Annotated in this window: 5 protein-coding genes, 1 tRNA gene and 3 pseudogenes; 2 read left to right on the top strand and 7 right to left on the bottom strand. The window is 71.0% G+C overall.

Translation table 11 applies throughout. The features are described from left to right. Window positions 1–284 precede the first annotated feature (284 nt). Window positions 285–468: pseudogene (locus ACQYWQ_RS16995) on the bottom strand (transposase); the annotation flags it as partial. 342 nt (window positions 469–810) lie between these two features. Between ACQYWQ_RS16995 and ACQYWQ_RS16990 the strand changes: the two are divergent. Both ACQYWQ_RS16990 and ACQYWQ_RS16985 read left to right on the top strand, forming a co-directional pair. Further along, window positions 811–1,161: pseudogene (locus ACQYWQ_RS16990) on the top strand (winged helix-turn-helix transcriptional regulator); the annotation flags it as partial. Window positions 1,162–1,370: 209 nt separating this feature from the next. Then, window positions 1,371–1,998 (top strand): annotated as a pseudogene (locus tag ACQYWQ_RS16985) (site-specific integrase); the annotation flags it as partial. Between the two features lie 121 nt (window positions 1,999–2,119). Here ACQYWQ_RS16985 and ACQYWQ_RS16980 read toward each other — a convergent pair. From ACQYWQ_RS16980 to topA, 6 genes are all read right to left on the bottom strand, one after another. Beyond that, entirely contained in the window at window positions 2,120–2,719 is a 600-nt protein-coding gene (locus ACQYWQ_RS16980) for a hypothetical protein (protein ID WP_431035597.1), read from the bottom strand. 1,181 nt (window positions 2,720–3,900) lie between these two features. Continuing rightward, window positions 3,901–3,974: transfer RNA gene (locus ACQYWQ_RS16975), tRNA-Thr, on the bottom strand. 83 nt (window positions 3,975–4,057) lie between these two features. Next, the gene (locus ACQYWQ_RS16970; RefSeq protein WP_431035596.1) at window positions 4,058–5,653 is read right to left on the bottom strand and encodes an alpha/beta hydrolase; all 1,596 of its coding nucleotides are present in this window, start codon (window positions 5,651–5,653) and stop codon (window positions 4,058–4,060) included. 79 nt (window positions 5,654–5,732) lie between these two features. Then, a complete protein-coding gene (locus tag ACQYWQ_RS16965) occupies window positions 5,733–6,938 on the bottom strand; it encodes a DNA polymerase III subunit delta' (RefSeq protein ID WP_431035595.1) in 1,206 nt (401 codons plus the stop codon). A gap of 166 nt (window positions 6,939–7,104) precedes the next feature. Then, window positions 7,105–10,695: a dTMP kinase gene (tmk, locus tag ACQYWQ_RS16960; protein WP_431035594.1), complete on the bottom strand. Its 3,591-nt coding sequence runs from the start codon at window positions 10,693–10,695 to the stop codon at window positions 7,105–7,107. Window positions 10,696–11,158: 463 nt separating this feature from the next. Beyond that, window positions 11,159–14,041: a type I DNA topoisomerase gene (gene topA / locus ACQYWQ_RS16955; RefSeq protein WP_431035592.1), complete on the bottom strand. Its 2,883-nt coding sequence runs from the start codon at window positions 14,039–14,041 to the stop codon at window positions 11,159–11,161. Window positions 14,042–14,432: the final 391 nt, after the last annotated feature.

Raw genomic sequence — 14,432 nt, 5'->3', positions numbered from 1 at the left:
CGGGGAAAGGGCCCGCCATCAGTACGGTCGCAGGTCAGCACAGCCGTGCCGGGCTCGGTGCGGGCGTGGTGCCCGCGCACGCTCATCGTGCTCCTCCGACCGCCTCCGGCTCCCACCAGGTCCTGCGGCGCGTGCGCATCGTGGACAGCTCAAGAACTTCCGGGCCGTCGCCACGCGCTTCGACAAGCGTGCGTGCGGGTCTGTCAATCGAGCGGTGTAACGAGCGTGGTTGGGGTTACTGGCGGGCTGCGGAGAGGCGGCCGTCGGAGGCGTTCAACGCGGTCTTCCAACGCAGAGTCCAGCAGTCTTCGTCAGCTGCTGGAGCAACCCGCCCTCACCCGTCAGCTGCAGTCCTTCGGCCTGGGCCCGGGACACCAGCTCTTCGATCAGCCGGTCATCCATCGCCTTCGCCGGCTGAGGCTCAGCCGCCTCGACGGTCTCGGCCTCGATCACACTCTTACTGGTCATCGGTGCATCCTCCATGATCGGAAGTGACGTCGAACGATGCACAGTCCCAGTCGACGAAGCCACGACGCGCCACGCCGGATTGCGGGCAGCGCCGTATCGGCTCAGCGCGCAGGGCGAAGCTTTGCTTCCCGTGCTGAGCACCGTGTCGCAGTGGTCCCGCGCACACCTGTCCCTGGGGCCGATGGCCGACGCCGAGCGAACCGAGGACGCACTGCATCGCCTTGCCCTCCGGCACACCACCGCCGTGATCCAGATGCTTGACGCGAACGACGGCCCGATGCGACTGGCGTACCTCGTTGCGGAGACGGGGATGGATCAGGCCGTTGGCACGCCAAGCTCCGTCGGCTCCAGGCCGACGGACTGGTCGCGCGATCGGGCTCACGGCACGGCGACCCGTACGTCCTCACCGATGCAGGTCAGGCTCTGGGGCCCGTCTACGCCGGTGTCGAAGACTGGAGCGAGCCCGGCGCCGTACGCCGCGATCCGCCTTCTGCTCGCCGCCCGGAGGCAGCGGCCACGCGCGCCCGCGCCGCCGACATGCCGCTGAGCGGGGCTGGCGAAGACATCCGCGTCACGGCAGCCCTCCAGCGGAGCACGCCGACCTCGACACCCCTCTTCAGCCACCCGTCCCAGCCTCAGCCGCGCGTCTCGGCGGCTGTGACCCTTCAGTCGACGCCGGGCCGAGGCCGGTGACCCACACGGTCGGGCCCAGAAGCGCCTCACCACCGCCTTGTCCGCGCGCTTCAGCATCGTCCTGTGAAGCGCGCGGACGCTCTTTCACGCCCCCGCCCTCGACTACGGGATGCTCACCGGCGCGGTGCACGTCGATCCTGGTCCGCGACAACCGGATGCGGCGACACGACGGGCGGCCAAGCCTTGGGCACACGGCTGGTGTGGCTGGTCGGGGTGAGAGCTGCGGCGTGCGGTGGGTAGACCACTCGGCCAAGGCACGCTCGCTCACCATCGCGACCCAGCTCGTACAGGATGGATGGGACGTTCACGAGGGTGCTCCGAAACCGATTCCGGTGTCCGTCTGATCGCCCTCGACGAAGAAACCAATCAGTACCTCTCAGCCCACAGGCTCCGCCAGCAACGAGAGCGAGAGGAATGGGGCGAGGGCTGGCTGGACACCGGACGCATCTTTACCCAGGAGGACGGCTCCCTCCTTCACCCCGGCAAGGTCAGCGACCTGTTCGAGCGCTTGGTGGAAGCCGCTGACCTGCCGCCGATCAGGCTGCACGATCTACGCCACGTCGCAGCGACCCTGATGCTCGCCGCCGGGGTCGATATCAAGGTGGTCTCCGAAACACTCGGCCACTCGGACACCCGGATCACGAGGGACATCTACCAGTCCGTCCTGGACGATCTCGCCCGCGACGCCGCCGAGAAGGTCGTCCAGCTCGTCCCGCACACACGCCGCTCAGTTACCACTGTCACCGACCGGCGCTCCGAGCAGTGGACGCTGCCCCTCGCCCGAGGATGAAGCCGCCCCACAAGGCCGACATCCCAAGGAAAAAACACCCCGCTTGACTCCCCCACGGAAGCCCCGACCGGTTTCACCGGTCGGGGCTTCTTGCCTACACGGGCGAAACCGCATCAGCACACCGGCACGTTTCGACCCCGGGCGGGCCCGACGTACTCTGATTTTCCGTCAGCTACGTACCTGAGCGCTCAATATGACCTCGCAGGCAAGGAGCCGAACGAGATCGATATCTGGCCAGAGCGCTTCGGCCTCGTCACTCTGGGGAAGAAGGGCGGGAGTATTCAGATATTTCGGGTCATCCTTTGCGTGAACGATCCGATTCCGAATTCTGTAGACCCGTTCAGCCACCTGATGAGAAAGGATGGTGTGCTGGTTATCCGGGTTGATATTGTCAGTAATCCCCCTGATTGGCCCCTGCTTCGTAAAATGCTTGCCCCATTGCCTCTTCGAAAAGAATTCCAGGAGCACGTCATGTCTTACGAAGTCCTTCAGGAGCGTTTTCAGATGCGCCGCCTCAGACGCCGTGGCGGATGTCTCGCCCACGTCGAGAAGGCGCATCAGGCTCTTGTCAGAGCGGCGATCGAATCGAGGATCCGCCAACTCAAGCTCGATCTTCTTGAGCGCGCCCCTCCTTCCGGCTACGGGGAAAAAATTCTCCAGGACTTGATAGTAGGACAAAAAAGCGAGCGGCGGGTTCCCCGTCGCGCTTCCCGCGAAGCGGAAGAGGACTGAAACTTCGGATTCGATCTTGATTTCCGGGAAGCGCACGATTCGCTCTGGCTGTTCACCTCTCGCCGGGTGCCGCCGTCGGTCCGTCTGACTGGGCCATTTAGCAAGGCGCAAGTTCAAGCGATTCCGTACGTCGAGTTCGTACAGCAGTGAATCAACGAGGGGAGCCGCAGCTGCTTCTAGTTCCTGAGCCCTCATCTCTCTGTCATAGAAAACGCGCAAGGAAGTGACGTAGCGGGGTGCCTCCCCAAATCCGACGTTGGCTAAGACGTGGCACGCCTGCGATGGGCCTCCCACTTCTAGGCAGACGCCGTCACCCGTGAGGTGGATTTTCGGCGCCCCTTCGTGCGTCAGGATTCGATCGAATCTCAAGGTCGCCGAATTATCCGGGTCATGACGGCGTGCACATTCATCCTCGGTTTGGTCTGCAACCAGCCCTAAAAGTCTTCGCAAAATGGACGGCCCCGGCAACTGGTTAGGGCCAAGGAGGAATTCAAGGTACCCATCGCTGGGGATTACTATCCCAGCCCACTGAGCAGAGTGCTGGGCGCCCTTCTCGAGCTGAGTAAGAAGGGTCGCATGATACCCCCTAGGGAGATGCACTTCTCTGTTACCAAGATGGTTCCATCTTGGGTGCGACGAAAATTTGAACGACCCAGCCTGGGTACCGACCAGGCCGATATCGTGCTCAGCCAGCAAGCGGATCATTCGAGTCTCTGAAGCAGTATTCGCTAAGGCTGTCGGGGCTGTCTTAGATCTACTCTCCTCCCGCAGCTCTCCATCAACCCACTCCTCTTCGTTTTCTTCTTGGACAGTCACATCTCCCCCTCGCGGCGATCTGAACAAAAGGATACCGAGACATCGAGGGCAGCGGGGTGGGTCTGGCCAGTTACATGCCCAGCCCGCAGGCTGAGCATGACCAGCACCCGTACGCCCTTTGGCAAAGCGGGCGGGAGCACCGCCCGCCGTGCGGGTCGATTGAGATCACTCCAGGCGGCCGGTATCGGCTCATTGTTGAAACAGCACAACGCTTGCTGTCAGGGTCCCGCTCCTGCCGCTCGTCCTCGGCCACGGCCGTTGCACTCCGCTTGCACGTTCGGCCACGGTCCGGCCACGGAGGCCCGGAAGGCGGCCACTCCCGTAGCGACTTCAGTCGCGAGAGTCGAGTCGAGAACGCAGAAAACCCCAGGTCACGGCGTATGTGACCTGGGGTTTCTCGGAGCCGCCTTCGGGATTCGAACCCGAGACCTACGCATTACGAGTGCGTTGCTCTGGCCAACTGAGCTAAGGCGGCTGGTGTGCTGTCCCGTCGGGGTGCAGCAGCCTCGGCAAGTCTACACAGTTCTCGGGGGTGCTTCCGACCGGGCGGGGGTGGGGTCAGTGGCAGGTGGTGTCGGGGGTGGGTGGGGTGCCGGTGAGGAGGTAGGTGGTGAGGGTGGTGTCGACGCAGGTGCTGCCCCTGTTGTACGCGGTGTGGCCGTCGCCCTCGTAGGTGAGGAGGCGGCCCGAGGTGAGCTGAGCGGCGAGGGAACGGGCCCAGCGGTAGGGGGTGGCGGGGTCGCGGGTGGTGCCGACGACGACGATCGGCGGGGCGCCCTCGGCCGTGATGCGGTGCGGGGTGCCCGTGGCGGGGTGGGGCCAGTCGGCGCAGATCAGGGCGGTCCAGGCCAGCGCGCGGCCGAAGACGGGGGAAGCCTTCTCGAAGTCCGGGAGTGCGGCACGTACCGCCGCGGGGCCGGTGAAGGCCGGGGGTGCGTCGAGGCAGTTCACGGCGGTGTTGGCGGCCATGAGGGACGAGTAGTGGCCGTTCGTGCCGCGCTCGTAGTACGCGTCGGACATGCTCAGCAGGGTCGTGCCGTCGCCGTCCATCGCCTCGCCGAGTGCCCGGCGCAGCGCGGGCCAGGCGGCTTCGGTGTAGAGCGCGGCGATGATGCCGGTGGTGGCCTGTGCCTCGGTGAGCGTGCGCGTGCCGTCGTCCGTGGGGAGCGGGGCGCGGTCGAGTGCGGCGAGGAAGGCGGCGAGTGTGCCGTTCGCGGCGGGCCCGGCGGCCGGGAGCGGGCAGTCCTCGCGGTGGGCGCAGTCGCGCTGGAAGGCGCGGAAGGCCGTCTCGAAGCCGGCTGCCTGGTCGAGATTCAGACGGCGCGCGTCGAGCGAGGGGTCCATCGCGCCGTCGAGGACCATGCGGCCGACGCGGCGCGGGAAGAGTTCCGCGTACGTGGCGCCGAGGAACGTGCCGTACGAGGCGCCGACGTAGTCGAGCCGGCGCTCGCCGAGCACCGCGCGCACGATGTCCAGGTCGCGTGCCGCCTCGGTCGTCGAGACGTGGCCGAGCAGCGTGCCCGTACGGCTGCGGCAGGCCTCGGCGAAGCCGTGGAACGAGCGGCGCAGCGCCGCCGTATCGGCCGCGTCGTCGGGCGTGACGTCGGTGGCTGCCCAGCGGTCCATGCCCGGTCCGTCGAGGCAGCGCACGGGAACGCTGTGGCCGACCCCGCGCGGGTCGACGCCCACGAGGTCGTACCGCGCCCGTACCGCCTCGGGGTAGTGCTCCCCCGCGTACCCGGTCAGGAAGTCCACCGCCGAACCGCCTGGCCCGCCGGGGTTGAGGAGGAGGGAACCGAGGCGCCCACCCGGGCCTGTCGCGGGCTTGCGCGCGACCGAAAGCGCGACGTCGGCGCCGCCGGGGTCGCTGTAGTCGAGCGGGACCCGGACGGTGGCGCAGGCGAGGCCGCGCTCACGCGCCACGGCCCGCCCGGCGGTGTGCGCGGCGGGCTTTCCGCAGGTGTGCCAGTCGACGTGCTGCTGGTAGTACGGGGCGAGGCGGGGCGCGTGCGAAGGCCCCCCTGTCTGCGCGGCAAGCGCCTTCCCGCCCGTCGTCGGCACGGTGGCGGCGAGGGCGAGTGCGAGGATCGCGGCGAGCCCGGCGGTCCACCGCGCGCGGGAGGGCAGATGCGGGCGGCGAGGCAGGAGGCTCATCCCGCGACTCTAACCCTGAGCGATTCCTTGACTACTATCCGCGCGTGTCGCCCTGGTGGAGCGGCCGGTCCCCCGCACTTCAGCCCGCTCGGAGTGCCATCGCCATCGACTCCACCGCGAGCAGCGGGGCCACGTTCCTGGCGAGCGCCTCGCGGCAGGCGCCGATGGCCTCCATGCGGCGCAGTGTCGACTCGGGGCGGCTCTCGCGCGCGATGCGCTCGATGGCGTCCCGTACGTCCTCGTTGGCGATCTCCGCGCCCGCGCCGAACTGGAGGGCGAGCACATCGCGGTAGAAGCCGGTGAGGTCGAGCAGCGCGAGATCGAGGCTGTCGCGCTGGGTGCGGGTCGAGCGGCGCTTCTGCCGGTCCTGCAATTCCTTCATCGCCCCCGCGGTGCCCCGGGGGAGACGGCCACCGGCCTGTGCGCCGAGCGCGGCCCGCAGTTCCTCCGTCTCCTTCTCGTCCGTGACCTCGGCGACCTCCTTGGCGTCGTCCCCCGCCGCGTCGATCAGCTCCTGCGCGGCGCGCAGCCCGGCGACGACGTCCCCGAGCCGTACCGGGAGCTTCAGCACAGCGGCCCGGCGGGCCCGCGCCCGCTCATCGGTCGCGAGCCGACGCGCGCGATCGATGTGCCCCTGCGTGGCGCGCGCGACGGAGGCGGCGAGCGCAGGGTCGACACCATCCCTGCGGACGAGGAGGTCAGCGACGGCATCGACGGGAGGCGTCCGCAGACTCAGGTGCCGGCAACGGGAGCGGATGGTGGGCAGCACGTCCTCCAGCGAGGGCGCGCACAGCAGCCAGACCGTACGGGGCGCGGGCTCCTCCACGGCCTTGAGCAGCACGTTCCCCGCACCCTCGGTGAGGCGGTCGGCGTCCTCCAGGACGATGACCTGCCAGCGCCCCGTGGCGGGCGAGAGCTGCGCGCGCCGCACCAGGTCGCGCGTCTCCTTCACACCGATCGACAGCAGGTCGGTCCGTACGAACTCGACATCGGCGTGGGTCCCGATGAGCGCCGTGTGGCAGCCCTCGCAGAAGCCGCACCCGGGCTCCCCACCCGCCGCCCGGTCCGGGCTGACGCACTGGAGCGCGGCGGCGAAGGCCCGCGCCGCCTCGGCCCGCCCGGAACCCGGCGGCCCGGTGAACAGCCAGGCATGGGTCATCCGCGAGCCCGCCGCCGCCTCCCCGCCCTCGGCGACGGTCGTGACCAGCGCGTCGGCGTCCTTCGCCGCCGCGGCGAGCTGAGCGCTCACCCGCTCCTGCCCCACCAGGTCGTCCCAGACCGCCATCGGTCACCGCACCTTTCGTCGTACCTCGCCCTCCATTGTGGGCGAAGGCGCTGACAAGAGCGGGAACTCCCGCAGGTCACCGGCCGTTGGAGGCCCTACAGGGGGCCCACCCATCCCCTAGGGAATCCGTTCGAGCGCCCCCTAAGGGTCGGCCGCCCCGCGGCGTTCAGTCCTTCCGCCCGCGCCCGCCCCACCCGCGACGCTTCCGCTCCTTGCCCTCGGGGCCCGACCCCGTTGCGGCACCCGAGCCGGAGCCACCGCCGGAGCCACCGCTGGTGCCGGGCCCGCTTCCGGCCTCGTCCCCCGGCCGCTCACGTGGCTCGTACCGCGCCCCGAGGAGTTCGTCCGCGAGGGTCGGCAGGTCGTCGAGCGGCGTCTCCTCGGCCCACGCGGGGCGGGGTCGGCGACGAGGCGCGCCGGTCTCGTCCACCTGGGGCAGCTCGCGCGTACGGTCGTCGGGGCCGAGCCCGCCGGGCGGCGGGCCGGGGCGCTCGTCGCGGAAGAACCCGGGCGGCACCCTGTCCGCCGGATCGTCCGCCGGTGCCTGCGGGGCTCCACCGGACGCGGGGGTGCCCGGCTCCCTGTACTGCGGCAGCACCGCGGTCTCGTCCTCGGCACCGCCCCGACCCGCGTCCGTCGGCTCCCGGTACTGCGGCAGCACGGTCGTGTCGTCCTCGACGCCGTCCCGCCCGGCGGGCGCCGACTCCCGGTACTGCGGCAGCACCGTCGTCTCGTCCTCGGCACCGGGACGTACGACCGGCGTGGACACCGTGGTGTCCTGGTCGCTCGCGGCGAAGCCGGGGCGCGGGGCCTCGTCCTCCACCTCTGGCTGCTCGTCCCGTACGGCCCCTGGCCGCTCATCCCTTACCGCATCGGACGTGTGGAAGCCGACGACCGGCGTCGGCACCGTCGTCTCGTTGTCGGGCACGGCGCCGGCGGAATCACGGGCCTCGCGCTCGGCCCGCTGAGCTTGCTGAGCCCGTTCGGCCCGCTCCGTCGCCGCCCGCTCGGCCGCCGCCCGCTCCGCGTCCTCGCGCGCCCTCCGCTCGGCCGCCGCCCGCTCCTCGGCCTCTCGGGCCGCCGCCCGCTCCTCCGCCTCGCGGGCCTCCCTGGCGGCCGCTTCCTGCTCCTCGGCGAGCTTCCGCGCCCGCTCCGCCCGCAGCAGTGCCTCCTCGGCCTTGCGCTGCTTCTCGATACGGCGCTGCTCGGCCTCCTCCCGCAACCGCTTCTCCTCAGCGGCCTGCTTGCGGAGTCGCTCCTGCTCGGCCTCACGGGCCGCTTCCTCCGCCTCGCGCTTGCGCTGCTCCTCCTCGGCGCGGCGGCGTTCCTCCTCCTCGCGCTGGCGGGCCTCCTCCTCGCGGCGCAGCTCCTCCTGCCGCCGGGCCTCCTCCAGCTCGCGGCGCTTGCGTTCCTCCTCCTCGGCGCGGAGCCGGGCGAGCTGTTCCTGCCGCTCGCGCTCCTGGCGCTCTTCCTCCGCCTTGCGCGCGGCCTCTTCCTCCGCCTTGCGCCTGGCCTCTTCCTCGGCGGCCTTGCGCGCCTCCTCCTGGGCCTTGATCTCGGCCTCGGAGAGGGGCAGGAGCTGGTCGAGACGGTGCCGCACGGTCTGGGTGACGGCCTCGGGCTCCTGCGCCCCGTCGACCACGAGGTACCGCTCGGGCGCCGCGGCGGCGAGAGTGAGGAACCCGGTGCGCACCCGCGCGTGGAACTCGGCCGGTTCGGACTCCAGGCGGTCCGGGGCCTCGGTGAACCGCTCGCGGGCGGCCTCGGGCGCCACGTCGAGCAGCACCGTCAGGTTCGGTACGAGACCGCCGGTCGCCCAGCGGGAGATCCGGGCCACCTCGACGGGCGAGAGGTCGCGGCCCGCGCCCTGGTAGGCGACGGAGGAGTCGATGTACCTGTCGGTGATGACGATCGCGCCGCGTTCGAGCGCGGGGCGGACGACGGTGTCGACGTGCTCGGCGCGGTCGGCCGCGTACAGCAGTGCCTCGGCCCGGTGCGAGAGCCCGGCGCTGGAGACGTCGAGAAGGATCGAGCGCAGCCGCTTGCCGACCGGGGTCGCGCCCGGCTCGCGGGTGAGGACTACCTCATGGCCCTTGGCCCTGATCCACTCGGCGAGCGCTTCGGCCTGCGTCGACTTGCCCGCGCCGTCGCCGCCCTCCAGAGCGATGAAGAAGCCGGTCGCCGAGGCCGCCTGCTCGGGCTCGCCACCGCGTACGGCCTCGCGCAGATCGCGCCGCAGCGGCACCCCGCTGCGGTCGTCGGTCTTGGCGAGGACGAGCGCGGCGACCGGCAGGAGCAGCGCGCCGACGAGCATCAGCGTGTAGGAGGCGCCGGCGTGGTCGAAGGTGAACTTGCCGTTCTCCACGCGGTGCGGGCCGATGAGAGCGGCGAGGACGGGAGCGGCGACGGCGGCGAGCGCGGCGGTCACGCGCGCCACGGTCTGGAGGTGCTCGCTCGTACGAACCCGGCGTGGCTCCTCGGTCTCCTGGTCGAGCAGCGCGTGCGCCGTGTTGGCGGAGACGCCCGCGGCGAGACCGGCGAGCAGCAGGAGCAGCAGGACCGTGGTGATGTCGGGCACGAGCCCGGCGATCAGCAGCGCGAGCCCGGCGAGCGCGAGCGCGAGCGCGAGCAGGCGACGGCGCGAGAGCGCGGGCAGGACGGCGCGCGCGCCGCGGATGCCGAGCGCGGTGCCGCCGGTGAGCGCGAGCACGAAGAGGCCGTACGCGACGGGACCGCCCCCGAGATCGGCGGCGTGCAGCACGGAGACGCCGACGGCGGCCGCGATGGCCCCGGCGACCGCGGCGCCCGCGCCGACGAGGGCGGGGACCGCGCCCGTACGCCCCTTGTCGTGCGCGCCGCCGCCGTCCGCACCACCGGTGCGCGGCCTGCGCAGGCCCTCCAGCGGGGAGCGCGGGCGTGGCGTGCGGCCGCCCGGCAGTTCGAGCGCGGAGACCACGGAGAGCGAGGCGGCGAAGAACCCGGCGGCGACGTACGAGGCGAGCGCGGCCTGGTGCAGCGCGAACCAGTCGAGGCCGGCGCCGAGCAGGTTCCCGACGAGGGTGACGGCGACGAGGGTCAGCGCGGCCGCGGGGATCGCGAGGAAGCTCGTACGGACCGACAACGTGCGCAGGGCGCGCAGGTGGTCGGGGAGCGGGCGCACCGCGTCACCCTCGACGGGTGGCGCGGGCAGCAGCGCGGGGGCCGCGCTCTCGCGGCACACCGTCCACAGCCGCTCGGCGAGACCGGCGACGAACACGGTGACGAGGAGGAGTGCGAGCGCGTTGTCCGGGGTCCAGTCGATCCACAGCGGGGCCACGATGAGCAGCGCGGCCCGTACGCCGTCCGCGCCGGTCATGGTCCAGCGCCGGTCGAGTGGGCCATCGGGCGCGGTGAGGGCGGTGAGCGGTCCGAGCAGCACCGCGCCGAAGAGCAGCGTCGCGACCAGGCGCGCGCCGACGACGGACGCGACCGCGAGGGCGGCGCCGCGGTACCCGCCGCCGAAGGAGTCCTGGAGCACGGCGGACTGGAGCACGAGCACGACGAGGACGAGCAGCGCCAGCGCGTCGCCCACGCCGCCCACGAACTGGGCGCTCCACAGCCGCTTGAGGGGCTGCGAGCGCAGCAGCGCACGGACGGCGCGCTCGCGGGAGTCCGCGACGAGGGCGCTGTCCGAGGTCGTGCTCTCCGAGGTCGCGCTGCCTGACGTCGTGTGGTCTGAGGTCCGGGCGGCGACCGCCTCCTGCTCGGCTCGCATCATTCGGCCAGCCTATCGGCCGGGCCGGACATTCCGTGCCCGTGCCCGAACATACGTCCCCTCTCCTGCACGCCTTCTTCTCCTTTCGCCGAGGGAGTCCCCGAGGCAACCGTCGACGGGTTCCCCGGGGATTCCCCGTGGGTTCCGTCGAGGGCCTTCGCCCGGGGACCGGGGCCTCGTGATCAGCCCCGCGTCGTGCCCGTACCCACCTCAGCGCCCCCAAACAACTGCCATCCACTGCCACACATCCGTCAGGAGGCTGCCAGGTCAGGGGACTGACCGTGCTTCCGCCGGGAGACCGCCCCGCCGGGAGGCCGCCCCCGCACACGCCGGCGCCTCCGCCCCCCGCTCCCGCTCCCGCTCCCGCCCAAGGGGCCACCCCGTCGACAGACCGCCCCCGCACACGCCGAGGGCCGGGCAGCACCTTCGCCGCCCGGCCCTCGCCGCGTCCGTCACCTCGCGAGGCTCACTCGCCGCCGTCGTCCCCACCGGCGCCCGAAGCCGCGCCCGACCGCGCCCCCGCAGCCGCCTTCTTGGCGGTCGTGGTCTTCTTCGCTGCCGTTTTCTTGGCAGTCGTCGTCTTCTTCGCCGCCGTCTTCTTGGCAGTCCCTGCCGCGGCTGTCTTCTTCGCTGCCGTTTTTTTGGCGGGCGCCTTCTTCGCGGCCTTCTTGGCGGTCTTCTTCGCCGGACCCTTCGCGCGCTTCTCGGCGAGCAGCTCGTACCCGCGCTCCGGCGTCAGGTCCTCGACGCTGTCGGAGGCCCGCAGTGTCGCGTTGGTCTCGCCGTCGGTGACGTACGCGCCGAAGCGCCCGTCCTTGACCACGACGGGCTTGCCGCTCACCGGGTCCTCGCCCAGCTCCTTGAGCGGCGGCTTCGCGGCGGCACGCCCGCGCTGCTTGGGCTGCGCGTAGATGGCGAGGGCCTCGTCGAGGGTGATGTCGAAGATCTGGTCCTCGGTCTGGAGCGACCTCGAGTCCGTGCCGCGCTTGAGGTACGGGCCGTAGCGGCCGTTCTGCGCGGTGATCTCGACGCCCTCGGGGTCGGTGCCGACGACGCGCGGCAGCGACATGAGCTTGAGCGCGTCCTGGAGCGTCACCGTGTCGAGGCTCATCGACTTGAAGAGCGAGGCGGTGCGCGGCTTGACCGCGTTCTTGCCGGTCTTCGGGGTGCCCTCGGGCAGGATCTCGGTCACGTACGGGCCGTAGCGGCCGTTCTTCGCGACGATCTCGCGGCCCGTCTCCGGGTCCGTGCCCAGCTCGAAGTCGCCGCTCGGCTTCGCGAGCTGCTCCTCGGCGAACTCGACGGTCAGCTCGTCCGGCGCGAGGTCGCTCGGGATGTCGGCGTGCTGGTACTCCTCGGTGCCCTTCTCGCCGCGCTCGACGTACGGCCCGTACCGCCCGACGCGCAGCACGATGCCGTCACCAACGGGGAAGGAGGAGATCTCGCGCGCGTCGATCGCGCCGAGGTCGGTCACGAGTTCCTTGAGCCCGCCGAGGTGGTCGCCGTCACCGTTGCCCGCCGCAGCGGCGGCCCCGCCGCCCGCGCCGTCCCCGTCGCCCTCGCCGAAGTAGAAGCGGCGCAGCCACGGCACGGCCTGCGCCTCGCCGCGTGCGATGCGGTCGAGGTCGTCCTCCATCTTCGCGGTGAAGTCGTAGTCCACGAGGCGGCCGAAGTGCCGCTCCAGGAGGTTGACGACGGCGAAGGAGAGGAAGGACGGGACGAGCGCGGTGCCCTTCTTGAAGACGTAGCCGCGGTCGAGGATCGTGCCGATGATCGAGGCGTACGTCGAAGGGCGGCCGATCTCGCGCTCTTCCAGCTCCTTGACGAGGCTGGCCTCGGTGTAGCGGGCGGGCGGCTTGGTCGCGTGCCCGTCGGCGGTGACCTCCTCGGCGCTCAGCGGATCGCCCTCGGCGACCTGCGGCAGCCGGCGCTCGCGGTCGTCCAGCTCCGCGTTCGGGTCGTCGGCGCCTTCCACGTACGCCTTGAGGAAGCCGTGGAAGGTGATCGTCTTGCCGGAGGCGGAGAACTCGGCGTCCCGGCCGTCGCTCGCCGTGCCACCGAGGCGGACGGTGACGCTGTTGCCGGTCGCGTCCTTCATCTGCGAGGCGACGGTGCGCTTCCAGATCAGCTCGTAGAGCCGGAACTGGTCGCCGGTCAGGCCGGTCTCCGCGGGCGTGCGGAAACGATCCCCCGAGGGACGGATCGCCTCGTGCGCCTCCTGCGCGTTCTTGACCTTCCCCGCGTACGTGCGCGGCTTCTCGGGGAGGTAGTCGGCGCCGTACAGCTGGGTGACCTGGGCGCGCGCGGCGGAGATCGCCGTGTCGGAGAGCGTCGTGGAGTCCGTACGCATGTAGGTGATGAAGCCGTTCTCGTACAGCTTCTGCGCGACCTGCATGGTCGCCTTCGCGCCGAAGCCGAGCTTGCGGCTCGCCTCCTGCTGGAGGGTCGTGGTGCGGAAGGGCGCGTACGGGGAGCGGCGGTACGGCTTCGACTCGACGGAGCGCACGGCGAAGCTCGCCTCGGCGAGGGCGCTCGCGAGGCTGCGCGCGGCCTGCTCGTCGAGGTGGAGCACGTCCGATTTGAGGCGGCCGCTCGCGTCGAAGTCCCTGCCCTGCGCGACGCGCTTGCCGTCCACGGTGTTCAGGCGCGCGACGACGGTGGAGGGGTCGCTCGCGTCGCCGGTGCGGCCGGTGCCGAAGGTGCCGGTCAGGTCCCAGTACTCGGCCGAGCGGAAGGCGATGCGCTCGCGTTCCCGCTCGACGACGAGCCGCGTGGCGACCGACTGGACACGCCCGGCCGACAGGCCCGACATGACCTTCTTCCACAGCACGGGGGAGACCTCGTAGCCGTAGAGCCGGTCGAGGATGCGGCGCGTCTCCTGGGCGTCGACGAGCTTCTTGTTCAGCTCGCGCGGATTGGCGACGGCAGCGCGGATCGCGTCCTTGGTGATCTCGTGGAAGACCATCCGGTGGACGGGGATCTTCGGCTTGAGCACCTCCTGGAGGTGCCAGGCGATCGCCTCGCCCTCCCGGTCCTCATCGGTGGCGAGGAAGAGTTCATCGGACTCGCGCAGCAGGTCCTTGAGCTTCTTGACCTGCGTCTTCTTGTCGGAGTTGACGACGTAGATCGGCTGGAAGTCGTGCTCGACGTCGACCCCGAGGCGGCGCGTCTCGCCGGTGTACTTGTCCGGGACCTCGGCGGCACCGCTGGGGAGGTCGCGGATGTGCCCGACGCTCGCTTCGACGATGTAGCCGGGGCCCAGGTAGCCCTTGATCGTCTTCGCCTTGGCGGGCGACTCGACGATGACGAGTCGGCGACCGCCGTTCGCGGTCTCGCTGGTCGGGGACAACGTGGCTCTTCTCTCCGGTCGAGGCTCAAGGTCCGCGGGACGTGAGGACGTGCCCGGGGCCGGGCCACAGGGGACCCGACGCCTCCCACACTCCTGCGGGTGGGTGACTGCTGACGCTGCGGAGTGTGACGGTACCTCCCGCCCCCGTGTCAAACGGGAAAAGCCCGCAACGGCCACTCGAACGGTAACCCGACTACCGCCATTCCTGCCGCCCGGACCAGCTATCCGCCGTTTCGCACGGAGTGCGGTGATGCGGTCCACCTCCGCTCCACCGCAGGTGGGAGGGGGTACGGGGCCTCTGGCGGTACGTGTTCGGGGCGCCCTCGCACGCGCGCCACCGCCCGGAGGCGCCCGGCCCGCCGCGCCCGCGCGGCCCGAGCCGGAGCCCCGC

Origin of the sequence: Streptomyces sp. P6-2-1, assembly GCF_050613165.1 — a bacterium.
In the GTDB taxonomy this organism is placed as follows: domain Bacteria; phylum Actinomycetota; class Actinomycetes; order Streptomycetales; family Streptomycetaceae; genus Streptomyces.
Note: the sequence above shows the minus strand (reverse complement) of the source record. Positions and strands in the feature narration are given on the sequence as shown.

Bases quoted from the DNA above. Each gene is read 5' to 3' on its own strand.
- ACQYWQ_RS16970 (WP_431035596.1), bottom strand. From the start codon at position 5,653: ATGAGCCTCCTGCCTCGCCGCCCGCATCTGCCCTCCCGCGCGCGGTGG.
- tmk (WP_431035594.1), bottom strand. From the start codon at position 10,695: ATGATGCGAGCCGAGCAGGAGGCGGTCGCCGCCCGGACCTCAGACCAC.
- ACQYWQ_RS16965 (WP_431035595.1), bottom strand. From the start codon at position 6,938: ATGGCGGTCTGGGACGACCTGGTGGGGCAGGAGCGGGTGAGCGCTCAG.